The sequence below is a fragment of the Nonomuraea sp. NPDC001636 genome, from assembly GCF_040298265.1.
In the GTDB taxonomy this organism is placed as follows: Bacteria; Actinomycetota; Actinomycetes; order Streptosporangiales; family Streptosporangiaceae; genus Nonomuraea.
The window spans coordinates 159027-183012 of the sequence record NZ_JBEOZT010000012.1; the positions used below are offsets into that span (position 1 = coordinate 159027).

Genomic DNA, 23986 nt, shown 5'->3' on the forward strand with positions numbered 1-23986 from the left:
CGCGTCACGACCGTCCGTGCCGCGCGCCCGGACAGACGTCCCGGTACGGCACGTCCTTCAGGTACCGCTGCCACTCCTGCGGGCTCATCGTGCGGCCCGCGCGCTCGCACACCAGGCGGGCCACGGACTCGGCGCCCACCGGGATCCGGATGATCGTCCCCGAGGTGTTGCCCGAGACGTACAGGGTCTGGTCGTCGGCGCTGAAGGCCAGCCGGTCGAGGATGCCGATGGGGAAGGAGCCGATCCGCTCCCGCGAGCCGACGTCCCAGACCTGGACGGTGTACACGTCGTCGAACGTCTCCCCGATGGACCTGCCGATCAGCGCGAGCAGCGAGCCGTCGTGGCTGAACAGCACGGTCTCGACCTGCCCCCGGGCGGCCACGCGCAGCGCGGGCGGCAGTTCGCGGCCGGTGGCGACGTCCCACAGCTCGACCGTGGCCGAGCCGAGGGCGAGCACCTGCGCGGTGGGGCTGAGCGCGATCGCCAGGCCCGACCGGTTGAAGCCGGGGCCGACGGCCTTGCCGGTGCGCAGGTCGTAGACCTTGCCGGTGGCGCTCACCACGGCCGTGCCGTCGCGGGTGGACACGATGGTCTCGGTGGCCGTGGCCAGGGGGTGGCGGGCGAGCGTCCGGCCGGTGCCGGCGTCGAGGACGACCAGCTCGTTGCGGGCGTCCCGCTGGCTCAGCTCCTTGAGCGACAGCACCAGGCGGCGGCCGTCGGGGGTGAACGTCTTCGACAGCACGAACTGCGTGCGCGGCACGGCGTGCCGCCACAACCGGCGGCCGGTGGTGACGTCCCAGAGGCCGGCCGAGGAGTCCGCGCCCTCGGCGGACAGCCGGGCGCCCGCCGGGTCGAACAGCTGCCCGGTGACGCCCGCGCTGCCGGCCATCGGGGCGCCGAGCCGGCCGCCGTCCCACACGCGGACCGGCCCCGAGTCCTTGGTGGCGGCGGCCAGGCGGCCGTCCTGGCTGAAGGCGTCCAGCTCGTAGCCCTGCGGCAGCCGGGTGGAGGGGAGGCGGGAGGTCAGGTCGGCGGTGACGGTCGAGTTGTCGAGCACGTAGCGGACGGTGTGGCCGTCGGCCTCCAGCCAGACGTCCTCGGGCTCGCCCTCGGCCTGGTAGAGGGCCACCTCGTCGCCGTCGTCGGCGTCGAGCAGGTGCAGGGTGCGGCCCTCGACGGCCAGCATCCGGCGGCCGTCGGGGCTCAGCCGCAGCCGTCCGGCCAGCGTGTCGTCCAGGGCCGACTCCTGCCAGAAGGGCCGGTCGGTGTCGGGCACCTTCCTGGCGGTGGCCAGGTCGAAGGCCGCGATGTCGCCGTTCGCGCACAGCAGCCGCCTGCTGTCCGGCGTGAACGCCACCACCGGCCCGCACGCCTTCGGCAGGCGGGTGTCCACGGTCAGACCGGGCAGGCGGATCACCTTGAGCCCGCCCTGGTTGGGCCCGACGCCCGCGATGTAGGCGCCAGAGGGCGCGATCGCCGGAGCGACGCCCGCCTCCAGCTTCGGGGTGTAGGACGCGCCGGTCCTGGTGTCCCACAGGAACTCCAGGGTGCTGTCGCGCATCACCGCGGCCAGGTTCTCGTTGCCGTCGAAGGCGACGTTCACGCCGGGGCTGCCCTCGCCGACGCGGTGCTCGTGCAGCTTGGCGCCCGTCCTGGTGTCCCAGGCGTAGGCCGTGTCCCTGCTGACCACCACCAGCGTGCGCCCGCTCGGGCTGAGCGCCGCCGCCGACGGCAGCGCGTCCAGGCCGCGCGGCCACCGCCAGAACGCGGTCTGCCGGCCGGAGGGCACGTCGTAGACCCGCACGCCGTCCTCGCCGGCGATGGCCCGGACGCGCCCGCCGGCCGCCGACGCCGACGCCGAGACGCCCTTGGCGCCGGGATCGCGGAAGACGGCGCTCTCCGGCATCGTCAGCGAGGTCGTCAGGCTCCGCCGGGTGCCGGGGGTGGGAGCCAGCCGCCAGCCCGCCACGCTGAGCAGCATCGCCGTGACCGGGTCGCTCGTCCGCAGCCGGTCGGCCTCGGCGGCGGCCTGCCGCCCGACCGCCTGGTCGCGCTGCCGGCCCGCCAGGTGGCTCTGCTCGGTCACCTGCCTGCCGCGCAGCACGGCCAGGCCGCCCGCGGCCAGCGCCACCACCAGCAGCCCGGCCAGCGCGGCCGTGGTCAGCCGCCGGCGGCGCACGCGCCGTCTGGCCAGGCCGGTGCCCGCGGCCAGGAAGTCACGTTCGAGCGGGGTCAGCGTGATGTGCCTGCGGCCGGTGGCGGCCCAGGTCAGCGCCTGGTCGAGGCGGCTGCCCTGGAGCAGATCGCCGTCCTTGCGGCCGTTGCCGGCCCACTGGCGGGCGGCGTCGCTGAGCTGACCGAGCACGGCGAGCCCGTCGCGGTCGCCGTCCACCCAGACGCGCAGCCGCGGCCAGGCGCGCAGCAGCGCGGGACGCGACAGCGCCACCGCCTCGTTCTTCTGCGTCACCAGGTAGGAGAACACCTGGAGGATGTGCTCGATCGCGCGCGTCTCCCCCTCGGAGCGTCCGGCGAGCAGGTCCTCCTTCAACGCCCAGCGCACGGCCTCGTGCCCGTCCTCGGTGACCGTCACCAGGCGCAGGAACACCTCGGCGGCCAGCTCGCGCTCCTCGGGCGCGAGCGCGCCGTAGGCGTCCTCGGCGATCGTGCCGAGCGCCGGGTCGCCCTGCTCGGGCACGTGCACGCCCCTGGCGGCGCGGCTGCCCGCCGTCAGCAGCCCGCGGGTGTCGGCGCTGTTGCCGCTGACCAGGGCGAGCAGCAGGTCGCGGGCGGTGGGACGGGCCGCCGGGTCCTTCTCCAGCGCGGCCGACACCAGCGAGGCCAGCCGGGGCGGCAGCCCGCTCAGGTCGGGCTGGGCCGACAACACCCGGTGCATGACCCCGCCGAGGTTGTCGGCGCGGAACGGGTCCTCGCCGGTGGCGGCGAACACGATGATCGCGCCCCAGGCGAACACGTCGGCGGCCGCGCCGGCCCGCTGCCCGGTGAACACCTCGGGCGCCATGTACGTGGGCGTGCCGGCCACCTCGCCGGTCCTGGTCAGCGACATGTCCAGGGTGCGCGCGACGCCGAAGTCGATCACCCGCGGGCCGTCGGTGCCGAGCAGCACGTTGTCCGGCTTCAGGTCCCGGTGGATCACGCCCGCGTCGTGCACGGCGGTCAGGGCGGTGGCGATCGCCGTGGCCAGCCGGTGCAGGTCGTCCCCGGCGAACCGGCGCCCCTGCTCGACCGCCCGGCGCAGGCTGGGGCCCGGGACGTACTCGCTGACGATGTACGGCCTGCTGCCCGACAGGTCGCAGTCGAGCACCCGCGCCGTGCAGAACGACGCCACCCGCCCGGCCGCGGCCGCCTCCTTGGCGAACCGCTCGCGGCTCACCGGGCTGTCGGCCATGTGCAGGACCTTGAGCGCGACCCGGCGGCCTTCTGGGTCGTAGGCGTCGTACACCACCCCCTGGCCCCCGGACCCGAGCCGTCCGGCCAGCCAGTATTGCCCTATACGCTGCGGTTCTCCGGCGTTCGACGCTTCCACGGCGTGTTAGATGTCCTCTCCGGTCGCAAAGTTCCCCTCGCGCAGGTAGGCGTCCAGCGCGCCGGCCGCGGTGAGCATGGCCAGGCCCCTGGCCGTGAGCCGGTCGTGCCAGTCGCGCAGCGTCGCCTGCAGGGGTTCCATGCCGCCCGCCGCGCGCACCTGGTCCAGCACCTGCCGGATCTGCTCCAGCCCGTAGCCGCCGCGCCGCAGCTGGTGGGCCAGCAGCACGTCGCGGACGTCGGCGGCGGTGTAGACCCGGTAGCCGGTACGCGGGTCGCGCCGGGGCACGGTCAGCCCGGCCCGCTCCCACTTGCGCAACGTCGCCGGCTTGACGCGCAGCCGGCGGGCCAGCGGGCCGATGAACGTCACGCCCGGCTCCGGCTCGCGCGGCGGCGCCAGGTCGCGCAGCGCGCGTTCGACGGCCTCCAGCGTGCCTCGGTCCTCGGCGAGCTGGGCGTGGCCGTCGTCGATCAGGCGCAGCGCCGCCGCGACGCCGCCGCCGTTGACGGCCCGCATGATCGCGGTCGCGGTCGCGTGCCCGTGGGCGGGGACCAGCGCCAGGAAGGTCCGCAGCGCCGCCGCGTGGCGCGGGGTGTAGACGCGGTAGCCGTGCGCGGAACGCTCGGACGGCGGCAGGATCTCCGCCTCCTCGTAGTTGCGCACCGCCTGCGTGGACAGGCCGTGCGCGCGCGCCAGATCGATGGGCCGCATGTTGAAGGTATGCCCTCCTGCCCGCTGGGGAATCGGGCAGAAGTTTACACGAAAAGTTCAACGATACGGTCGAAGGCATGACGACCTCGATCCGGGACGCCGTCCAGGCGTTCACCGGCGGCGGCGTCACCCTCGACGAGGCGATGAGCCGCGGCTTCAGCCACGGGTTCGGCGCCTCGCCCGCCAACCGCGAGCTCCTGCGCTGGATGCGGGCCCGCAACGAGCGGTCCGCGCCGCGCGACCGGCTGCGCTTCGACGCCCCGGTGGAGATCACCGCCCCGGCCGCCCCGCGCCCGGCCCTGACCGCCCTGTACGACCACCTCGCCCCCCACCTCGACCTGCCCCTGACCCGCGACGCCCTCGACGCGCTGCTCGGCCCCGACGAACGCTGGACCGATCCGGCCGCCCTCACCGACCCCTCCCGGTCGATCGGCGGCACGCCGGAGGTCAAGGAACTCCGCCTGATCGCCGACGACCTGGGCGTGCTGCTGACCGCGCACGCCCCCCGTCTGGCGGCCGTCACGTCCGAGGGCGACCGTTGGCGGGCCGGCCTGTACGTCCGCACCGCCTCCGGGCTGCTGCGCTACCACGCCGCCATGGCCGACCCCTCGCCCGCCCGCCTCGGCACGCTCATGAGCCTGCGCGACACGATGATGGCCGGCAACCTCGACGCGATCGTCCGGCGCGAGGACCGCCGGGGCCCGACCCTCGTCTTCGCCCACAACCGCCACCTGCAGCGCGACGAGAGCCGGCTGTGGTTCGCGGGCGAGCCGCTGCGATGGTGGAGCGCGGGCGCCGTCCTCGCCGCCGATCTCGGCGACCGGTACGCCTTCGCCGCCGCCGGGTTCGGCTCGCGGGGCGCCGACGTGCCCGCACCCGGCACCCTCGAAGGCATCCTGTCGGCCCTGCCCGAGGACCGCGTCGTCGTGGACCCCCGCCGCCTGGCCGGGGCGCTCGGCGGCACGCCGGCGCCCCGCGTCCCGGCGGACCACACCTACCTGTCCCTCGACCCCGCCACCGTCCACCAGGCGGACGCGATCGTCTTCCTCAAGGAGATCTGAGCTCAGCCGCCCTCCGCGACGGCCGTCCCGAGGTCCGCCGGGCGGGCGATGAACCGGTGGGCGCGCGCCAGGTCGGCGATCCGCTGAAGCTCCGCGAGGTCCAGCTCGGCGGGGAAGGTGCCGATCTCGGCTTGTGCCGCCGCCGCCCCGGTGATCTTCGTGTAGGTGGTCAGCGCGTCGCGTACCTGCCGGGGGTCGGTCGCGATCAGGTGTTGCGCCTTGGTCAGCGCGCGCCGGAAGGCCGCCAGCGTGCGGGGGTTCTCCCTGATCCACCGGTCGGTGGCCGACATGCCGGCGGTGTACAGGTTCGCGAATCCGCGGGTCATCGGGTCCTCCACGATCCGCGCGCGCCCGGTCTCACGGCCGACAGTGACGTACGGCTCCACCAGCAGCGCGGCGTCGACCTGCCCCTTGTCCATGGCGAGGAGCATCTCGGGGTAGGGCGTCTCGACCAGCAGGACGTCCCGGTAGGTGAGCCCGGCCCGCTTCAGCGCGGCCTCCAGCGCCAATGGCCCGAGCCCCGTGAGGTTCGGGACCGCGATCTTCTTCCTCCTGAGGTCGGCCACGGTCCGGGTCCTCGACCTGGGGTGCACGGCGATCGCGAAGCTCCCGGGCGCGGCCCGGTGCAGGCCGGAGACGATCTGGAAGGACTTGCCGCCCTCGTTCATTCTGAAGAGCGAGGCGTAGTCGGTCTGCGCCAGGTCCAGCCTGCCCAGGTCGAGCTCCGGGGCCGCCGCGGCGGCCCCGGAGACGATCTGCGGGACGACCGTCAGCCCCTCCTCCTTGAAGTAACCCTGGCCCAGCGCGACGAACACCGGCGCCGACTCAACACTCGCCACCACGCCGACCTTGACGACGGACCGCTCGGGCGGCTGGGCCGGGCGCACGGCGGCGCGCGGCTCGCCGGGCAGCGCCCGCACGCCGACGGTGGCGGCGAGCACGACGACGACCACCACCACGGCGGCGGCCAGGGCCATGACGTTGCGCCGCCTGCGGTGATGGGCTTCGAACGCCCTGGTCGCCAGGTCGCGCTCCGGCATGTCCTCCGCGATGCGGCCGAGCTGATCTCCGAGCCAGGTCATCGGCGTGCCCCCTCACTGTGGGCCGGGTCGTCCAGGACGGGCAGTCTGGGCCCCAGCTCGGGGGCCAGCGTCCGCAGGCGGGCCAGCGCGTGGTGCGCCTGGCTCTTGACGGTGCCGACCGAGCAACCCAGCAGGTCGGCGACCTCGCACTCGGTCCGGTCCTCGTAGAAGCGCAGGACGAGCACGGCGCGCTGCTTGGGCGTCAGCCGCATGAGCGCCTGGCGCAGCACGATCCGCAGCACGGCGGAGTCGTCGCTCACGTACGCGCGGTCGGGCGGCTCGGCGCTCGGCACCTCGTGCGAGCTGCGGCGACGTCGCCACGAGAGGTACTGGTTCACCATCATCTTGCGCGCGTAGGCGTCAAGGTCGCCGACGTGGCCCAACCTCGACCACCGCCCGATCATCCGGACGAACACGCTCTGGAGGAGGTCCTCCGCGAGGTGGACCTCTCCGGTGAGCAGGTAGGCCAGGCGCGTCAACGGGCGTTGGTGAGCATCAACGAACGCCCGGAAGGCGGTGTCGCGATCCAACGTCTCTCCTTGGTCTCGATGTCCTCCAGACGCTGTGGGCGTGGCGAAAGGTTGGCACCCGTGAGAAGCGTGTGACGGGCCCCTGCCGGCGCGGTTCATTTATCGGTATTTAATAAATGATGTCGTCAAGGCGCATTCTCCTCGCATGGCGGCGCGCGATACACGCTCGTTAAAGTCGGGGTAACGTCAGGCTCCACGGATTCCCCGACAAGAGGACGAGCCGATGAACTGCGGTCACTGCGACAGCCCCAACCTCGCCGATTCCCTGGTCTGCGCTAATTGTGGCCGCCATTTCCAGGGCGATCGCACGGCCGCGACGGAAGTCACGCGATATCTCTGCATCGCCATGATGCTCGACGCAAAAGTGCGTAATTCCACCATTCGCTCGATTCTTCATGACCGATTCCGCGCCGTCGCCCAGTCCCCCGGCGTCGACCTGGCCACGATGCTCAAGTACGGCCTGATGGCCCGAAGACGTCAGCATGTGCGTGACGCCGTGCTGGCCGTGCTCGCCGTGGCCACCCTGGCGCTGCTGTCCAGCCCGCTCGTCCTGCTCCCGATCTTCCTGGCCTGGCTCGTCGTCTTCGCCGAGCTCTACGACGCCTACGAGTCGGTCATCCTGACCAGGCTGACCCGCGACTCCTTCGACCCGGCCGAGGCGCCGCTGCCCAGCTCCCCCGCGCTGCGCGACCATCTGGTGGACATCGCCGACCGTGGCGCCGGGAACGTCACGGTGTTCGCCGACTACTCCCCCTTCGTCGGCTACGGCAGCAGGATCAACAACTGGTCGTTCACCATGAACGTCGCCAAGGCCCGGCCCGGCGAGACGGTCGTGCCCTTCGCGGTCGGCGAACTCTACGACCGGGTGGCCGCCGAGATCGCCGCTCTCGGCCTGCCCGGTCTCACCGTCGGCGACAAGCTCTTCGTCAACGGCCTCGACCTGCGCTACGAGACCGACCCCGAGCTTCAGGCCGCCGTGCTGCCCGACGCCCTCCTGCCGCCGGTGCCGACGGTGAGCGAGCGGTTCATCCACCAGCTGCGCGACAACCCGCGCACGCGGGCCCGCCCCTACCTCACGGTGAGCGTGACCGGCTGGGAGGGCGAGGTGGTCATCTCGATCTTCCTGCGGTTCGTGCTGCTCGCCGAGAAGGGCCTGATGTTCACCGAGGCCGGCTACTCGCTGCTGCCGCCGCTGCGGGAGGCCTACCGCGAGGTCGACCGGCTGGTCAACTGCGCGCCCTCGGAGCGGATGGCCCGCATCGCGCTGTCGGCGCTGCGGCGGACCGCCGCGGGGCTGGTGCTGGCCCTGCCCAACACCCTCGCCGCGCTCTCGGAGCCGAGAAGGCGCAGGCGGCAGCAGAAGGCGAGCATCAAGGCCATCCGCGGCCACACCTTCAACTACGGCGCGGCCTACAACCCCCGCGAGCACGCCACCGACCACCTCTACCACCGCTACTTCCAGCAGCTCGACAAGGAGATGTACGTCAAGGCCGCCGAGCAGCGCATCATGGACGCCGTCGCCGACTTCCTGGAGGAGCACAACGTCGACGTGAGCGACCTGCGCGACCGCCAGACGACCATCCTGAACAACGGCATCTTCGTCACCGGCCAGGCCCAGGTCACCGGGGCCAGCATGGCGGCCGGCACGGGCGCGGTCGCGCGGGTGGAGAGCCGCATCAGGCAGGGGGTCGGCCAGGCCGCCGCGGCGGCGCAGCGCCGGACCCCGGCCGGCTGACCCGCTCCCCGGACGTCTCGGGGCCGGGCGCTCATCGCGCGTCGCGCAGCCCCAGGATGTAGGTCGCGGTGAGCGCGACGGCACGGTCGTCGTCCTGCGCCAGGTCGGCGAGGGCGCGTGCCGCGGTGGCTCCCGGGATGTCGGCCAGCGCCTGCGTCAGCCGCCGGCGCGCGGACGGCTCGGCGTCACGCCGGGCGAGGCGGTCCACGAGCCCGGCGGCGATCGGGTCCGCCGCGCCGGGGCGGCCCGCCAGCGCGCTCAGGGCGTCGGCCGCGTCGACGTCGTTCGTCCCCTCGACGACCATGTCGATGAGCGTGGGGACGGCGTCGTCCACGCCGCGTGCCCCGAGCGCCAGGGCCGCGTAGCGGCGGACCACGACGTCGGGGCTGGTCAGGGCGTCCCGCAGCAGGGCGGTCGCCTCGGCGTCCGGGAGCTCGGCGATCGACTGGACCGCGCGCTTGCGCACCTCGGCCGCCGGTGCGTGCAGGCCCTGCGCCAGCAGCGCGGCGGCGCCCTCGCCCGACTGCGCCAGCGCCCATCGCAGGGCCCCGGCGACGTTCGGGTCGCTCTCGCCCAGCGCCGCCTCGACCAGCGCCTCCACCGGGACCTCGGCGACGGAGGACAGCGCCGCGCTCTGGCGGCGGCCGGCGTTCTTCGAGCCGAGCGCCTGCAGGAGGGAGACGACCTGGAGCACGTCGTCCCAGCCGGCGGGGCCGGCGGCGTCGATCCGGCGCAGTCGCGTGAGCAGCTCCGTCTCGGCCGCGATGCGTTCCCGGGTGCGCCGGATGAGGTCCTCGACGAGCCCGGACGGCGTGAAGCCGGGATCGTCGAGCGCCCGGCCGACGTCACGCAGCGACAGGCCCAGCGACCGCAGGCTCTCGATGTGGAAGATCCGCCGGATGTCCTCGCCGGAGTACTCGCGATAGCCGGCGTGGCTGCGGCCCGTCGGGCGCACCAGCCCGAGCGCGTCGTAGTGGCGCAGCATGCGGGCGCTCACCCCGGACCGTCGCGCGACGTCGCCGATCAGCACAGCCCATCATCCCTCCTGGCCGCCGGCGCCGAGGGCCACGACGCGTTTCGCCTCCTCGATCGCGAACTCGAATCCGGCCTCCGGGTCGCGCAGCAGCCGTTCCGTGGCCCCGGCGTGCGTGCGCACGCCGGGATCCGGGTCGGCCATCGCGGCCCGCAGCACCGGCTCGATCACCTCACCGAGCGCGACCAGCGCCCGGCTGAGGCTCAGCCGGGTCTCCCGTCGGCCGCGCCCGAGCTGTGTCGACAATACTTCGGCCAGTCGGGGCTGCTCCTCTTCGGGGGCCAGCAGCACCGCGGTCCGCCAGGCGCTGCGCGCCACCTCGTCGTCGGCGTCGGTCAGCAGCTCGCGGGTGATCGCCGGCCACGCCCGCCGGTCGCCGATCTTGGACAGCGTGTGCAGCGCCTGGCCGCGGGCCTGCGCGCGTGCCGAACGCAGCTCGCCGAGCAGCCTCGGGACCGTCAGCTCCGCCGGATGGCGGGTGAGCGCCCAGGTGAGCATGTCGCGCACGTGGAACTCCGGCTCGACCGCGCAGCGCTCGACGAGCGCGTCCACGAGGCGCGGGTCCGGCGTCGTGCCCACCGCCAGGGCCGCCCGCAGCCGTACGGACGGGTCGCCGGCCGCCAGCCCTCCGACGGCGCCGGTGGGGTCCTGGTCCTGTTCCTGTCTGGTCATCGGGACCACCTCCTCGGCGACCAGTGAAGACCTTGTCACAGTGTCAAGGTCAAGCGGCCCGGCCCGCGCGGTCAGTCGCGCGGCCCGGTGACCGCGTGCTGCCGTTCGGGCTCGACGGGCATCGGGCGTTCGTGGAAGCCGCCCTGCGCGCTCCGGACGATCACGCCGCTCTCCGGCCCGTGCTCCCGGTCGTGCCGGTCCTGGAGGCGCAGGCCGAGGCAGAGCCGGTGGGTCAGCCAGAAGGCGACGACCGGGCCGAGCAGGACGGCGTACCTGAAGAAGATCGTCACGGCCTCCACCGTGAGGTGGAACTGGTGGGCGAGCTGGTCGTTGGCCGCGGCGGCCCACAGCAGCCCGTAGAAGGCGACCCCGGCGGTGGCGACGGCGGTCCGCACGGGCGCCTCGCGCGGCCGGTCCAGCACGGCCGGGCCGGTCGCCTCGGTGGCCAGGCGGCTCCTGCTCTTGGGCCGGCCGAGCGCGTCGCGCCGGCCGAGCCGCCGCAGGACGAGGCGCTCGCCCAGCGGGTAGCCGGCCAGGACGGTGAAGAACACCCCGGGCACCACCAGCGTGGGCACCAGGACCGCGAGGCTGAGCGTGTACCCCCCGATCGTCAGCTCCCAGCCCGGCATGATCCGCAGAGCGCCGTCGAGGAAGCCCATGTACCAGTCGGGCACCGAGCCGGCCGAGATCTGGCCGGGCCCGGCCGGGCCGTACAACCAGATGGGGGCGATCTGGAAGGCCAGGCCGAGGATGACCAGGACGCCGATCGTCGTGCCCGCCATCAACGGCCGCACGCCCGCCCGAGCCGGGACCGGCGCGGCGAACCGCGAGTGCCCGTGCCGGCGCACCAGCCATTCGCGGGCGGCGAGCAGCGCGACCATGGCCGCCGGGATCACCAGCACGTGCGTCCAGTACATGGTGGGGATGATGCTGTCGCCGGGGAACCCGGCGCCGAAGAGCAGCTGCGCGCCGTACGACCCCACGACGGGGATCGACAGCAGCACCGACTGGATCAGCCACAGGCTGCCGCCGGAGAGCATGTCGTCGGGCAGGATGTTGCCGGTCTCCCCCGCGGCCATTCCGAGCGGCAGCAGCGTCACCCAGATCAGCCACTGCGGCACCCGCGGCCGCCGGAACGCGCCGGTCACGAACATGCGCAGCAACTGCAGCGCGACCGCCGCCACGAACACCAGCGCTGACCAGTGGTGCACCTGCCGGACGAGGAGCCCGCCGCGCACCTCCAGGCTCAACCGCATGGTCGAGTCGAACGCCCTGCTGACCGGGACGCCGCTCAGCGGCGTGTACACGCCTTGGTAGAGCACCGGGGACATGTCCGGGTCGAAGAACACCATGAGGAACAGCCCGGTCACCACCAGGACGGCGAAGGACCAGATCGCCACCTCGGCGAACATGAACGACCAATGACCGAGCCCCGACGACTGACGTTTCCGCACCGATGAGCGCATCGGACCCTCCTCGTTTCGCCTTCGCCTACAAGACGGGATCGGCGGCCGAGATGTGACGTCGAGGAGGGTGAGTTACGTCATAACGGGTCGCTCCCGGCGTCCGGGCCTGCCGGAGCGCGGGCACTCCGGCAGGCCGACGTCAGCGGCGGGGCCGGGGGTTCACCCCTTCACCCCTTCACCGCTCCGCCGAGCAGCCCGGAGACGAACTGCTTCTGGAAGACGAAGAAGATGAGCATCAGCGGCAGCGTGGCCAGCAGCGCGCCCAGCATCAGGCCCGAGTAGTCGACGCGGGTCAGCCCGGTCAGGTGGCTGAGCGCGACCGGCAGCACGTACTTCTCCTCGCTGGTGAGCATGAGCAGCGGCCAGATGAAGGAGTTCCACTGGCTCATGAACGTGAAGATGACCAGCGCGCCGAGCTGCGGCCGGACCACGGGCAGCACGATCCGGTAGAAGATCCGCAGGTCTCCGGCGCCGTCCAGGCGTCCGCTCTCGATGAGCTGGTCGGGGAAGTCGAGGAAGGCCTGGCGCATGAGGAAGATGCCGAACGAGTTGGCCAGGAACGGGATGACGATCGACTCGTAGGAGTCGACCCAGCCGATGCTGGCCATCATCTGGAACAGCGGCACCAGCAGCACCTGGAACGGGATCATCATCGTCGCCAGGATCACCGCGAGCAGCAGGCCGCGCCCGCGGAAGCGGTACTTGGCCAGGCCGTACCCGCCCATGGCGCTGACCAGCACGGACAGCGCGGTGTAGACGAGGGCCGTGCCGAGGCTGTTGAGCACCACGCGGGAGAAGCCGATCGTCTCCTCCAGCGACCGCAGGTTGTCCAGCAGGTCGTCGCCCGGCAGGAACGGCGGCGGGCTGCGGAACAGCTCCGACGTGTCGTGCGTGGAGGCGACGAACATCCAGTAGAACGGCGCGACGCTGACCACCGCGCCGGCCGCCATGAGCAGCCAGAGCAGCAGGCGTTTCATGACTTCTCCTTCCCGAACCACTTGAACTGGGCGTAGGAGAGCACCCCGATGAGCAGCACCACCACCCAGGCCATCGCCGCGGCGTAACCGAAGTCGAACTGCTTGAAGCCGACCTGGTAGAGCAGCAGGATCGGCGAGGTGGTCGCGTCGTCGGGGCCGCCGTCGGTGAGCAGCTTGTTCTCGTCGAACAGCTGCAGCGTGCCGATCGTGGAGGTGATCGAGCAGAACAGGATCACCGGCTTGAGCTGCGGCACGATCACGCTGACGAACGACCGCAGCGGCCCGGCCCCGTCGATCGAGGCGGCCTCGTACTGCTCCTTGCCGATCGCCTGCAGGCCGGCCAGCAGGATGATCATGTTGTAGCCCGTCCACCGCCAGGTGATGGACGCGATCAGCGCCACCCGCGCCCAGGCCGGGTCGTCCAGCCAGGCGATCTCGGCGCCGAGCAGCTGGTTGACCATGCCGCCGTCGGTGCGCAGCAGCACCCGGAAGACCACCGCGTAGGCGACCAGCGTCGTCACGGCGGGCAGGAAGTACGCGATCCGCAGCGTGGCGCGGAAGCGCAGCCACGACTGGTTGAGCACGTACGCCAGCGCCAGCGCCAGCCCGATCATGATGGGGACCTGCACGACCAGGATCAGCCCCACGTTGACCAGGGACTGCAGGAACCTGTCGTCGTGCAGGAGGCGCTGGTAGTTCTCCAGGCCGGCCCATTCGGTCAGGCCGTCCTCGGTCCGCTGGAGGCTCTGCCAGAGGCTGGCCCCGAGGGGGTAGGCGAAGAAGAGCGCCAGCAGCGCGGCGGCGGGCCCCGCGAAGATCCAGGGGACCAGGCGGCGCCGAACGGTCATCCGATCTCCCGCTTCGTGGCGGACGCGATCTGCTCGGCCGCCTCGTCCAGCACGGCCTTGGGGTCCTTCCCGCCCACCACGGCACGCTGCAGCAGCTTCTTCAGCAGCTCACTGGCCTCGGCGTCGTCGTCGGTGGACTCCACGGCCGGGATGGCGCGCACCTGGTCGGCGAAGATCTTGTTGACCGGCTGCCCGGCGAAGTACTCGACCGGCTCGGAGAAGTACGGGTCGGCCAGTGCGGGCAGGTAGGCCGGGAAGAGCGACTCCTGCTTCATCATCGACAGCTGGCTGTCCTTGTTCGCCGTGACGAACTCGACGAACGCCCACGCCGCCTGCTGGTTCTTCGTCTGGCCGGTGACCGCCAGCATGGACCCGCCGTTGGCCGAGGTGCGCACCCCGCCCGGCTCGAACGCGGGCAGCGGGATCACGCCGAACTTGCCCTTGAGCTCCGGCATCTCCGACACCAGCGTGCCCGTCCACCAGACGGCGGTGGGCGCGACGGCCGCCTTGCCCTCCTTGGTCGCGGTGACCCGGCCGTCCCAGCCCTGCTCGTTCTGCAGCAGGCCCTTGTCGTTCATCGTCTTGATCAGGGTCAGCGCTTTGACGGCGGCCGGGGTGTTGACCGCGACCTTGCCGTCCACGAACCTGCCCTGCTTCTGCTGCTGCAACAAGGTGGTGAACAGCGGCTCGCTGTTGCCCAGGTCGGAGACCATGAGCTTCTTGCCGGTCTTGGCCTTCAGCGTCTCGCCGGCCTTGATCAGGTCGTCCCAGGTCTGGATGTCCTCGGCCTTGATCCCGGCCTGCTCGAAGTAGTCGCGCCGGTAGAACAGGCCGACGGGCGCGGAGTCCCACGGCAGCGCGAACAGCTTGCCGCCCTCGCCGGAGGCCGTCTGCCACTTGGCCGGGTCGAAGTCGGCCTTCAGCTTGCCGGCGACCGGGCCGAGGTCGGCCAGCCCGTTGGGGAAGTTCTTGGCGTAGCCGGGGACGCGCTCGTCCTCAAGGTGCACGACGTCGGGCAGGCCGGTGCCGGACTGCATGCCGACCGTGACCTTCTCGTAGATGTTGTCGTAGCCGACGTCCGTCACGTCGATCTTCACCTTGGGGTGCAGCTTGGTGAACTCGGGCGCCAGACGCTTCAGGGCGGTCGCGCCCACGTCGAACGACCACACCTTGACCTCGCCGGACAGCTCCGCGGGGGTGGAGGCGGCGATCGAGGGAGCGGGCCCCTTGGCCGCGCCGGTTCCGCCGGTGGCGCATCCGGCGGCGAGAAGCCCGGTGGCCAGCAGCCCGGCCGCGATTGTGTGGATCTTCACGGTGACCTCTGGATCTGTAACATGTCACACTCTGAATACTGAGTGCTGAGTAACGTACGCTGAATACGCCTGGTGCACCAGAGGTGAAATCGAACCGTTCCCGATGGATGTGAGCGGACGGGCGGAAAGGCCGTTGCGTCCCCCTCGTCCTGCCGGGATGATCGGCCCCCATGGGGAACGTGCTGCTGACCGGGGCCACCGGAGGCATCGGAAGGGCGCTGGCCGCCGCGCTCGACGCGGCCGGGCACCGGGTGATCGCCGTCGGACGCGACGTCGGGCGGCTGGACGTCCGCGGGATCGAGGCCGACCTGGCCGACCCCGCGTCGCTGGCCCCCGCCATGGAGGCGCTGACGGCCGAGCCGACGGAGATCCACGCGGTGGTGCACTGCGCCGGCATCTCCCCCGTGGAGGCCGTCGCCGAGGCCGGCCCCGACACGTGGCGGCGGACGATGGCGGTGAACGTGGCCTCCGCCGCCGAGCTCGTCCGGCTCGCGCTGCCCGCGTTGCGGCGGTCCAAGGGCCATGTGATCTTCGTGAACGCCTCACCCGGGCTGACCGGCGTCCCGCGCTGGTCGGCGTTCGTGGCCAGCAAGGCGGCGCTGCGCGAACTGGCCGACTCGCTGCGCGAGGAGGAGGCCGGCCACGGGGTCCGGGTCACCACGGTCTACCCCGCGGCCACGGCGACCGACCTGCTGGGCGAGGTCAGGGCCGCCTTCGGCCGCCCGTACGACCCGCAGGCGTGCATCCGGCCGGAATCGCTGGCCGCGATGGTCGTGTGGGCGCTGAACGCGCCGGCCGACTCCTACGTCTGCGAACTGTCGGTGCTGCCGGGCTGACCCCTGCTCATGCCGTCAGGACGGCCCGGCGTCACGTCGGCGGCCCAGGTCGCGAGATGGTCGAGGCGCGGGCGCCTCAGCCTTGGGCCGCGGCGTCGAGCTCGACCTCGACCTCGATGTGGGGCGACAGCGCCCGCAGGAAGTCCGGCGCGTCGAAGACGCGTCCCGCCGAGGCCACCCCGGCGGCCCTGGTCCGGCCGGTGAGGATGCGCTCGACGGCCTCCACCGCGAGCGGCGCGCTGACGGCGTAGATGTCCCGGCCGCGGGCCACCGCCCGGCGTTCCCCGGCGCCCGAACGCACGACCACGTCCACGACGAACGGCTGCGCCGACCGTCCGTGCTCGTCGGCCGCGACCGGGGCCGGGGTGTCGGGGTTCACCACGTCCGTGGCCGCCTCGACCGTCATGTAGTTGCGCACCTCGGGGATGTCCAGGTGGCTCGGGACGGTCACGATGTCGGCCATCGAGAACTCGGCGATGACGTCGCGCGTCCCGGTCGGCTCGGGGAAGGACCACGTCCCGGCCGGCGCCCGGTCGTCGCGGTACTCCAGCCGGCCGCCGGCGTGGCGGACGCGCCGGCCGGCGCGCCGCTCCCTGGAGACCTTGCCCGCGGCCCGGGTGCCGGCCGTGGGGTGCCAGCTGTCCAGCCCGTAGGCGACGTGCGCCTCGTCGGCGCCGGTCCAGTCGTCCATCGCCGCCGTGACCAGCAGGTCGCCGAGCCCGCCGAAGAAGGCCATCGCGGGGACGATCACCGCCCCCGCCTCCCTGGCGCGCTCCGCGAACAGCTCGAAGGTGTCCACGTTGGCCTCGATCTCCGCCGCGACGTCCACGTACGGGACGCCGGCGCGCAGGGCCGCCTCGATCACGGGGGCGGCCGTGGCGGCGAAGGGCCCGGCACAGTTGATCACCGCGGTCACGCCGTCCAGGGCGCGGTCCAGTGCCGCCGGATCGTCCACCGACGCCTGCCTGACCGCCAGTTCGGGGTACGCCTCGGCCAGCGCCTTCAGCGCGTCGCCGTCGCGGCCCGCCAGCACGGGCACCAGCCCGCGGCGCAGCAACTCCGCCACCACGAAACGGCCCGTGTGCCCGTACGCGCCGTAGACCGCCACCGCGGAGCCCGTCGTCGTCATCTGTGTCATGTGCGCATCAGCCATGCGGACATCCTGGCGGCCCGCCGCGTCGCCGCACGAGCGTCCGGAACGACACGATGCGTACAATTCCGGACGTGACCACAGTCGCGGTAGCCGTCGCCGACGGGATCCTGCACTTCGAGCTGGCCCTGGCCTACGAGCTGTTCAGCTCGCCCCCGCCCGTCCCCGACGAACGCTGGTACGAGCCGGTCATCTGCGGAGCCGGTCCCGTACGGGCCGACGGGCGGTTCCTGCTCGAACCCGACGCCGGGCTCGACCGGCTCGTCCGGGCCGACACGGTGATCGTCCCCGGCTGGGCCGAGGTGGACGAGGAGCCGCCGGCCGACCTCGTCGCGGCCGTGCGCGCGGCGCACGAGGCGGGCGCGCGGGTCGCCTCGCTGTGCACGGGCGCGTTCGTCCTGGCCGCGGCCGGCCTGCTGGACGGACGGCGAGCCACCACCCACTGGGCCCACACCGAGACGCTGGCCGCCCGCCATCCCCGGATCCAGGTCGATCCCGACGTGCTCTACGTGGACGAGGGCAGCGTGCTCACCGCCGCGGGCAAGGCCGCCGCCCTGGACCTGTGCCTGCACCTGGTCCGCCGCGACCACGGCTCGGCGGTCGCCAACGCGATCGCGCGCCGCCTGGTCGTGGCGCCGCACCGGCCCGGCGGCCAGGCCCAGTTCGTCGCCACCCCCGTCCCCGAGCCGCACGGGCATCCGCTCAGCGACCTGCTCGCCTGGGCGGGCCGGAACCTGGACCAGCCCCTGACGGTGGAGGACCTGGCCCGCCGGGCGAACCTGAGCTCGCGCCACCTCGGCCGCCACTTCAGGTCCATGACCGGCACCACCCCGCTGCAGTGGCTGCTCACCCAGCGCATCCGCCGCGCCCAGGAGCTCCTGGAGACCACCGACGACGGCGTGGACGCCATCGCCGAGGCCACCGGCATGGGCACCGCGGCCACACTGCGCCGGCACTTCAACCGCACGGTCGGCGTGCCTCCGGACGCCTACCGGCGCACCTTCCGCGCCCGCGGGGCGACGCCCGCTCAGCGGACGGCGGGGTGGAAGTCGTAGGGCTTGGAGTCGTACACGTAGTAGACGCAGTCGGCGCCCGCGGCGCACTTGCCCCAGTGCTCGGCCTTCGACGGGTAGTACAGGTAGTCGCCCGCGCCGATCCGGTACGTCCTGTGGCCTTTGACGTTCCACAGCATCACGCCGGAGACGCCGACGACGTGCTCGGGGCTGGTGTGCCAGTGCGGCGGGAAGGGCGTGCCGGCCTTGAGGGTGAACACGGCCTCCGAGGGGCCGGTCTTCGGGTCGCCCTTCAGCTGGACGAACGTGCAGCCCTTCAGCCCCTCGCAGGGGGCCCCGGCCTCCTCGTGCGAGTGGTGGACGACCTCGCCGGGGCCGGAGTCGGCGTACGCGCTGGGGGCGCCGAGCACCATGAGGGCCAGCGAACCGGCCGTGATCACTTTCTTGAGCATCTCGATCTCCAAGTGGACTGTGGTCCGAATAACTCCGGCAACGTATCGGACCGCGGTCCGGTTGGTCAAGGACGGCACGACCCGCCGCCGCGTGCCAGACTCCTGGCCATGGCGGACTCGACCAGGACGGACGGCGACGGCGGACAACTGCGCGTGGGCGTCCTAGGCCCCCTGTCGCTGGTGACCGCCGACGGTCCGGCGCGGGTCGGCGGCGCGCGACTGCGGGCGCTGCTGGCCAGGCTGGCCCTCGACGCCGGTCGGGCCGTCCGGCCCGAGACCCTGACCGAGGCGTTGTGGGACGACGCGCCGCCGCAGGCCCCCATGCACGCGCTGCAGTCGCTGGTGTCCCGGCTCCGGCGCGTCCTCGGGCATCCCGGGCTGCTCACCTCCGGCCCCGCCGGGTACCGTCTGGCCGTCGAGCCGGACGCCGTCGACGCCGTGCGGTTCGAGCGGCTGGTCAGGCAGGGGCGGGCGGCCGCTCGCGACCGGCCCGCCGAGGCGGCCGCCGTCCTGCGGGAGGCCCTGGGCCTGTGGCGCGGACCGGCCCTGGCCGACGTGCGGGCGGCGCCGTTCGCCGCCGCCGAGGCCGACCGGCTCGAACGCGCCCGGCTGGCCGCCCTGGAGGACCGCATCGAGGCCGACCTGACGCTGGGCGACGACCCGCTGAGCGCTCCCCCGCTGGGCGCTGACCTGAGGTTGGGCAATGACCTGAGGCTGAGCGGCGACCTGGCGCTGGGCAGTGATCTGAGGCTGGGCGGTGACTTGGCGCTGGGCGGTGACCTGGTGCTGGGCGCCGATCTCGGCCTGGTCGCCGAGCTGGAATCGCTGGCCGCCGCCCACCCGCTGCGCGAGCGCCTGCACGCCCAGCTCATCCGGGCGCTCGCCCGCGACGGGCGCGGGGCCGAGGCGCTGGCCGCCTACCAGCGCATCCGCGGCCGGCTCGCCGACGACTTCGGCGGCGACCCGGGACCGCACCTCCAGGAAGCCCACCTGGCGGTCCTGCGCGGCGACCTTCCCGGCCCCCGCCGGCTGCCGGGACCCTCCGGGCCGTCCGGGCCACCTGGCCCCTCCGGGGCGCCCGGGCCGTCCGGGCCGCCGTCAGGGGCGTCGGGGTCTTGGGGGTCGTCGGGGCAGCCTGGGCCATCCGAGCCATCCGGGCCATCCGGGCCGTCGGGGCCGTCGGGACCACTTGGCCCCTTCGGGGCGGCTGGGCCGTACGGGCCGTTGCCGTCGGGCCGGTCGCACGGCAATCTCGACGTCCCGCTCACGAGCTTCGTGGGCCGCGACGAGGACGTGCGCCGGGTGACCGGACTGCTCGGCCGGGCCCGGCTGGTCACCCTGGTCGGCCCCGGTGGGGCGGGCAAGACCCGGCTGGCCGGGGCGGTCGGCCGGCAGCTCACGCCGTCCGGCGGGGTGTTGTTCGTGCCGCTGGCCGCGGCCGGGCCCGACGACGTCCCCCGCGTGCTGCTCGACCTACTGCGGACGCGCAAGGAGGGCGCGCCCGCGCGGGCCGAGCCGGACGATCTGGTCGAGCTGCTCGCGGACGACGACCTGGTCCTGGTGCTGGACAACTGCGAGCACGTGATCGGGGCCGCCGCCACGCTGTGCGGGACGCTGCTCGGCCGCTGCCCGCGGCTGCGGGTGCTGGCCACCAGCCGCGAACCCCTGCGCATCGACGGCGAGACCCTGCACCCGGTCCCGCCGCTGGACCTGCCGGAACCGGATGCGACGCCGGAGGCGGCCCGGGCCGTCGCGGCGGTCCGGCTGTTCCGCGACCGCGCCGCCGCCGTACGGCCCGGGTTCGTCCTGGAGGGCGGCGCGCTGGCGGCGACCGTCGAGATCTGCCGCCGCCTCGACGGCCTGCCGCTGGCGATCGAGCTGGCCGCCGCCCGGCTGCGCGTCCTGCCGGTCGAGGCGGTCGCGGCCCGGCTGGACGACCGGTTCCGGCTGCTCACCGCCGGCAGCCGGACGGCGCTGCCGCGCCACCGCACCCTCGCCGCCGCCGTCGCCTGGAGCTGGGACCTGCTCGACCCCGGCGAACGATCCCTGCTGGAACGGCTGTCCGTCGTACGCGGCAGCTTCACCGAGGCCGCCGCAGCCGCGATCGGCTACTCGGACACCGCGACGGCCCTCAGCAGCTCGAACGCCACCGCAGCCATCGGCGGGTCTGACGACGCGGTGGCCGTCGGCGGCGTGGACGACGTGCCGGAGCTGTTGGCGGCGCTGGTCGACAAGTCCCTGCTGCATCTGGTGGACTCCGCCGACCCGGCCGAGCCGCGTTACCGCCTGCTGGAGACCATCCGCGAGTACGGCCTGGCGCGGCTGGCCGAACGCGCCGAGGTCGCCGCCACGCGCGACCGGCACGCCCGGTTCTTCCTGCGGCTGGCCGAGGCCGCCGACCCCCACCTGCGCACGTCGGACCAGCTCCGCCCGCTGGCCCGCCTGGCGGCGGAACGGGACGACCTGTCGGCCGCGATCCGCTGGACGGTCGAGTCCGGGGACGCCGAGCGGGCCGTACGGTTCGGCGTCGCGCTGAGCTGGTACTGGTTCCTGCGGGACTTCCCGCCCGAGTCGCTCGACCTGCTCGGCCGGGTGCTGCAGACCGACGGTCCGGCCGACCCGCGATCCCGCGCGCTGGTCGCCGCCGCCCACGCGATCGCCACCGTCGAGGCCGCCGGGCCGGAGGAGACCGACGCCGCCTTCGACCGGATCAGGACGGCCCTGGCCCAGCTCGTCCCAGGCACGCATCCCATCGCCGAGATGGCCCGCCTGGCGGTCGGCATAGCCGCGAAGGGCGGCCACGCCGTACCGGCCGAGGGGACGGACCCGTGGAGCCGGTCGCTGGCGCTGCTGGTCAGCGGCGTGCTGGCCATGAACACCGGCCACCTCGCCGAGGCCGAGGACACGCTGGGCCGCGCGCTGGCCGGCTTCGAGCCGCTCGGCGAGCGCTGGGGGCAGGGCATGACGCTGAGCGCCCTCGGCTCGGCGCTGGTCCGGTCCGGCTCGGCGGCCGCCGCGCCCGCCCTGGCCGAGCGCGCCAACCGGTGCTTCCGCGAGCTCGGCATGCCCGAGCACACCATGGAGAACGAGGTGGCCGCCGCGCTGCACCGGGCCGAGTCCGGCGACGTGGACGGCGGCCGGCGGGCCCTGACCGGCCTGCTCGACCGGGCCGGGCGCAGCGGGTCGGCCGAGTCGAGCACCCAGGCGCGCCTGGGCCTGGCCCGGCTGGAGCTGGCCGCCGGGCGGGCGGCGGCGGCCCGCGAACATGCCCTGGCCGGTCTGGCGTGCGCCCCTCCCGATCGATCCACCACGCCGCCGCTGACCGCGCTGCTGCTGGGCGTACTGGCTCGGGCGGACCTCGCCGAAGGGTTCCCCGACCAAGCGGCCCGCCGGCTCGATCATCCGGCGGTGCGCCTGACGCTGACCTGGCACACGCCGGTCGCGGCCGCGACCGCGGTGGTGGCCGCCGCGATCGAGCTCGGCCGGGACCGGCCGGAACGGGCCGGCCGGCTGCTCGGGGCCGCCACCGTCCTGGGCGGCTGGACCGGCCCCGGCGACCCCGACCTGCGGCGGCTCACCCGGCGGGCCGAGACCGCCCTGGGCCCCGCCGGGTTCGCCGCCGCACACGCGGGCGGCGCGGCGATGTCACGAGCACAGGCCGAGAGCCTGGTGACAGCAGCCGTCACCACGCCGCCCAGCTAGCGCCGCTCACCAGACCCAGCCACGCGCCGCTCATCCAGCGCCGCTCATCCAGCGCCGCCCGGTCACGCGCCGCTCGGCCGACGCTGCCCGATCACCGCGCCGCTCAGCCGGCGTCCGGCACCGGCTTGCCGAACATCGTGCAGGTCACCGCCGTCTGCAGCGCCTGGACGGCCTTGGCGAGCTTCGGGTCGGCCTCGAACTCGGCCCAGAACTCCGACGCGACGAGCACGGTGGCCGTGCGGCCGCCGGTCCGGTCGGTGAGGTTGGTGGTCAGGTAGCCCGGCATGCCGCCGTCGTGTCCCCAGAACGTGCCGCACGGATGGGCGGCGGTCTGGATGCCCAGCCCGTAGCCGGGCCCGTCCGGCTGCCGCGGATCCATCGGGACGGTGGTACGCAGCTGGGCGGCGGGCAGCAGCCTGCCGGACATGAGCGCGGCGTGGAAGCGGGCCCAGTCGCGGGTGCTGGACACCACCGCCCCGGCCGGGCCGCCCCAGCCGGGGTCGTGGCCGGAGACGTCCACATGCCCGTCGTGGCGCGGCCCGGCGAGCCGCCGGAACGCGGCCGGCACCGCGGGCGGCTGGTGGGCGGCGTCCGGCTCGTAGCCGCGGGCGTACGGGCCGCGCCAGGCGGGCCCGGTCGCGTAGTAGGTGCGGCCGAGGCCGAGCGGCCGGGCGATCCGGTCCCTGACCAGCGCGGCCAGGCTCGTCCCTGTGACCCGCTCCAGGACCGCGCCGATGGCGGCGTAGCCGGTGTTGCTGTAGGACCACTTGGCGCCGGGCGCGAACAGCGGAGCATGCTTCACCCCGAGGGCCAGCAGTTTCGCCGGGGTCCACCGCCGCCGGTCCTTGCCGAGCAGCGAGGGCCGGACGGCGGGGTCCTCGGTGTAGTCGTACAGGCCGCTGGTGTGGTTCAGCAGCATGCGCAGCGTGATCGCGCCGCCGCCGGGGACCTGGCCGGGCAGCCACTTGTCCACCGGGTCGGTCAGGGCGAGCCTGCCCTCGGCGACGAGTTGCAGCACCAGCACGGCGACCATGGTCTTGGTGTTGGACCCCATGCGGAACTCGTCGCCCGCCTTGAGCACGTGGTCGCGTCGGGTCCAGGCGGCCTGCTCGGCGATCTCGACGGGCCGGCCGCGGCCGTCGTCGACCCGGACGAGCACGCCGGGCGCCCCGGCCGCCACCACCTTCCGCGCCAGGCGCTGCAGCAGGGCGGGCGTCCCGTCCAGGGCCGGCCGGGACGTGGCGGCGGCCGGGAGCGCCGCGACCACCGCCAGGCCCGCGGCGGGCACGGAGGCCGTGAGCGCGCGCAGCCACCGCGGCCGCCGTGCCGGGCGGGCAGCCCGGCGGGACGGGACATCACAGGGGTACATGAACCGGTTCCTCCTCCATAGGGTGACACCAACGCCCCCACCCTCCGGCCCCCCGCTCACAAACCGCACACATCCCGCTGTCAGCCGCCGCGATGAGTTCGCCCCACCGGTGGAGTCTTCATGGCGACAGGAAGGAGTGGTCCGAGTGGATCTGTACAGCGTGGTGTGCGTACGCGACCGGGCGGCGGCGCGGAAGTGGTACGAGGTGTTCTTCGGCCGCCCGGCGGACGAGATCGTCGGCGAGGAGCACCTGTGGCAGGTCGGCGAGAACGCGTGGGTCGTCATCGACGACCGGCACATGCGGGCCGCGCGCGTCGGCGGCACCATGATCACGTTCGGCGTGTCCGGCCTCGACGACATCCTGGCCAGGCTGGCCGGGCACGGCATCGAGCACGGGCCCGTGGAGACGTACGGCAACGGCGTGCGCCACGTGGACGTCCTCGACCCGGACGGCAACAGCCTCTCGCTCGCCGAGGCCCCGCCGCGGTGATC

Annotated in this window: 19 protein-coding genes; 6 read left to right on the forward strand and 13 right to left on the reverse strand. The window is 73.7% G+C overall.

What is annotated here, in order from left to right; genetic code table 11:
* Window positions 1-4: 4 nt before the first annotated feature.
* Entirely contained in the window at window positions 5-3544 is a 3540-nt protein-coding gene (locus ABT158_RS23475; RefSeq protein WP_352356618.1) for a WD40 repeat domain-containing serine/threonine protein kinase, read from the reverse strand.
* A gap of 6 nt (window positions 3545-3550) precedes the next feature.
* A complete protein-coding gene (locus ABT158_RS23480) occupies window positions 3551-4255 on the reverse strand; it encodes a TioE family transcriptional regulator (protein ID WP_352356620.1) in 705 nt (234 codons plus the stop codon).
* Between the two features lie 77 nt (window positions 4256-4332).
* On the opposite strand from ABT158_RS23480, the gene ABT158_RS23485 reads away from it, so the two are divergent.
* The gene (locus ABT158_RS23485; RefSeq protein ID WP_352356622.1) at window positions 4333-5316 is read left to right on the forward strand and encodes an erythromycin esterase family protein; all 984 of its coding nucleotides are present in this window, start codon (window positions 4333-4335) and stop codon (window positions 5314-5316) included.
* Between the two features lie 2 nt (window positions 5317-5318).
* Here the strand turns inward: ABT158_RS23485 and ABT158_RS23490 are convergent, their stop codons facing one another.
* Both ABT158_RS23490 and ABT158_RS23495 read right to left on the reverse strand, forming a co-directional pair.
* On the reverse strand, window positions 5319-6398 hold the full coding sequence (locus ABT158_RS23490; RefSeq protein WP_352356624.1) for an ABC transporter substrate-binding protein: 1080 nt from the start codon (window positions 6396-6398) through the stop codon (window positions 5319-5321).
* On the reverse strand, window positions 6395-6928 hold the full coding sequence (locus tag ABT158_RS23495; RefSeq protein WP_352356626.1) for a SigE family RNA polymerase sigma factor: 534 nt from the start codon (window positions 6926-6928) through the stop codon (window positions 6395-6397). The genes ABT158_RS23490 and ABT158_RS23495 overlap by 4 nt, the downstream gene beginning before the upstream one ends.
* A gap of 364 nt (window positions 6929-7292) precedes the next feature.
* Between ABT158_RS23495 and ABT158_RS23500 the strand changes: the two genes are divergently transcribed.
* On the forward strand, window positions 7293-8663 hold the full coding sequence (locus ABT158_RS23500) for an AbeC-like domain-containing protein (protein WP_352356628.1): 1371 nt from the start codon (window positions 7293-7295) through the stop codon (window positions 8661-8663).
* A 31-nt stretch (window positions 8664-8694) separates the two neighbouring features.
* On the opposite strand, the gene ABT158_RS23505 is transcribed toward ABT158_RS23500, so the two are convergent.
* From ABT158_RS23505 to ABT158_RS23530, 6 genes are all read right to left on the reverse strand, one after another.
* Window positions 8695-9693, reverse strand: a complete 999-nt coding sequence (locus ABT158_RS23505) for a HEAT repeat domain-containing protein (protein ID WP_352356630.1) — start codon at window positions 9691-9693, stop codon at window positions 8695-8697.
* A gap of 6 nt (window positions 9694-9699) precedes the next feature.
* On the reverse strand, window positions 9700-10368 hold the full coding sequence (locus ABT158_RS23510; protein ID WP_352356632.1) for a HEAT repeat domain-containing protein: 669 nt from the start codon (window positions 10366-10368) through the stop codon (window positions 9700-9702).
* 71 nt (window positions 10369-10439) lie between these two features.
* Window positions 10440-11834, reverse strand: coding sequence for a cytochrome b (locus ABT158_RS23515; protein ID WP_352356634.1), 1395 nt, complete (start codon window positions 11832-11834; stop codon window positions 10440-10442).
* Window positions 11835-12001: 167 nt separating this feature from the next.
* Window positions 12002-12811, reverse strand: coding sequence for a carbohydrate ABC transporter permease (locus tag ABT158_RS23520; RefSeq protein WP_352356636.1), 810 nt, complete (start codon window positions 12809-12811; stop codon window positions 12002-12004).
* Window positions 12808-13659 (reverse strand): carbohydrate ABC transporter permease, encoded by an 852-nt coding sequence (locus tag ABT158_RS23525; protein ID WP_352356638.1) that lies wholly within the window; start codon window positions 13657-13659, stop codon window positions 12808-12810. The genes ABT158_RS23520 and ABT158_RS23525 overlap by 4 nt, the downstream gene beginning before the upstream one ends.
* Complete coding sequence (locus ABT158_RS23530; protein ID WP_352356640.1) at window positions 13656-14972, reverse strand: ABC transporter substrate-binding protein; 1317 nt, start codon at window positions 14970-14972, stop codon at window positions 13656-13658. Before ABT158_RS23530 ends, ABT158_RS23525 begins: the two co-directional genes overlap by 4 nt.
* A 170-nt stretch (window positions 14973-15142) precedes the next feature.
* Here ABT158_RS23530 and ABT158_RS23535 point away from each other — a divergent pair, with 170 nt between their 5' ends.
* The gene (locus ABT158_RS23535; RefSeq protein ID WP_352356642.1) at window positions 15143-15808 is read left to right on the forward strand and encodes an SDR family NAD(P)-dependent oxidoreductase; all 666 of its coding nucleotides are present in this window, start codon (window positions 15143-15145) and stop codon (window positions 15806-15808) included.
* A 76-nt stretch (window positions 15809-15884) separates the two neighbouring features.
* Here ABT158_RS23535 and ABT158_RS23540 read toward each other — a convergent pair whose 3' ends face one another.
* Complete coding sequence (locus tag ABT158_RS23540) at window positions 15885-16961, reverse strand: saccharopine dehydrogenase family protein (protein WP_352356644.1); 1077 nt, start codon at window positions 16959-16961, stop codon at window positions 15885-15887.
* Window positions 16962-17032: 71 nt separating this feature from the next.
* Between ABT158_RS23540 and ABT158_RS23545 the strand changes: the two genes are divergently transcribed.
* Window positions 17033-18013, forward strand: coding sequence for a helix-turn-helix domain-containing protein (locus ABT158_RS23545; protein ID WP_352356646.1), 981 nt, complete (start codon window positions 17033-17035; stop codon window positions 18011-18013).
* On the opposite strand, the gene ABT158_RS23550 is transcribed toward ABT158_RS23545, so the two are convergent.
* The gene (locus tag ABT158_RS23550; RefSeq protein WP_352356648.1) at window positions 17986-18423 is read right to left on the reverse strand and encodes a cupin domain-containing protein; all 438 of its coding nucleotides are present in this window, start codon (window positions 18421-18423) and stop codon (window positions 17986-17988) included. The two genes, ABT158_RS23545 and ABT158_RS23550, sit on opposite strands and share 28 nt — an antisense overlap.
* Before the next feature lie 108 nt (window positions 18424-18531).
* On the opposite strand from ABT158_RS23550, the gene ABT158_RS23555 reads away from it, so the two are divergent.
* A complete protein-coding gene (locus ABT158_RS23555; RefSeq protein ID WP_352356650.1) occupies window positions 18532-22125 on the forward strand; it encodes an AfsR/SARP family transcriptional regulator in 3594 nt (1197 codons plus the stop codon).
* Window positions 22126-22228: 103 nt separating this feature from the next.
* Here ABT158_RS23555 and ABT158_RS23560 read toward each other — a convergent pair whose 3' ends face one another.
* Window positions 22229-23494 (reverse strand): serine hydrolase domain-containing protein, encoded by a 1266-nt coding sequence (locus ABT158_RS23560; protein ID WP_352356652.1) that lies wholly within the window; start codon window positions 23492-23494, stop codon window positions 22229-22231.
* Between the two features lie 145 nt (window positions 23495-23639).
* Here ABT158_RS23560 and ABT158_RS23565 point away from each other — a divergent pair, with 145 nt between their 5' ends.
* Window positions 23640-23984 carry a VOC family protein gene (locus ABT158_RS23565; RefSeq protein WP_352356654.1) on the forward strand — a complete coding sequence of 115 codons (345 nt, stop codon included), beginning with the start codon at window positions 23640-23642 and terminating at the stop codon, window positions 23982-23984.
* Window positions 23985-23986 lie beyond the last annotated feature (2 nt).

What these genes read in the sequence shown, in the direction of transcription:
- ABT158_RS23535 (WP_352356642.1), top strand. Translation starts at nt 15,143, where the DNA reads ATGGGGAACGTGCTGCTGACCGGGGCCACCGGAGGCATCGGAAGGGCG.
- ABT158_RS23480 (WP_352356620.1), bottom strand. Translation starts at nt 4,255, where the DNA reads ATGCGGCCCATCGATCTGGCGCGCGCGCACGGCCTGTCCACGCAGGCG.
- ABT158_RS23485 (WP_352356622.1), top strand. Translation starts at nt 4,333, where the DNA reads ATGACGACCTCGATCCGGGACGCCGTCCAGGCGTTCACCGGCGGCGGC.
- ABT158_RS23560 (WP_352356652.1), bottom strand. Translation starts at nt 23,494, where the DNA reads ATGTACCCCTGTGATGTCCCGTCCCGCCGGGCTGCCCGCCCGGCACGG.
- ABT158_RS23525 (WP_352356638.1), bottom strand. Translation starts at nt 13,659, where the DNA reads ATGACCGTTCGGCGCCGCCTGGTCCCCTGGATCTTCGCGGGGCCCGCC.
- ABT158_RS23520 (WP_352356636.1), bottom strand. Translation starts at nt 12,811, where the DNA reads ATGAAACGCCTGCTGCTCTGGCTGCTCATGGCGGCCGGCGCGGTGGTC.
- ABT158_RS23555 (WP_352356650.1), top strand. Translation starts at nt 18,532, where the DNA reads ATGGCGGACTCGACCAGGACGGACGGCGACGGCGGACAACTGCGCGTG.
- ABT158_RS23515 (WP_352356634.1), bottom strand. Translation starts at nt 11,834, where the DNA reads ATGCGCTCATCGGTGCGGAAACGTCAGTCGTCGGGGCTCGGTCATTGG.
- ABT158_RS23540 (WP_352356644.1), bottom strand. Translation starts at nt 16,961, where the DNA reads ATGGCTGATGCGCACATGACACAGATGACGACGACGGGCTCCGCGGTG.
- ABT158_RS23490 (WP_352356624.1), bottom strand. Translation starts at nt 6,398, where the DNA reads ATGACCTGGCTCGGAGATCAGCTCGGCCGCATCGCGGAGGACATGCCG.
- ABT158_RS23550 (WP_352356648.1), bottom strand. Translation starts at nt 18,423, where the DNA reads ATGCTCAAGAAAGTGATCACGGCCGGTTCGCTGGCCCTCATGGTGCTC.
- ABT158_RS23510 (WP_352356632.1), bottom strand. Translation starts at nt 10,368, where the DNA reads ATGACCAGACAGGAACAGGACCAGGACCCCACCGGCGCCGTCGGAGGG.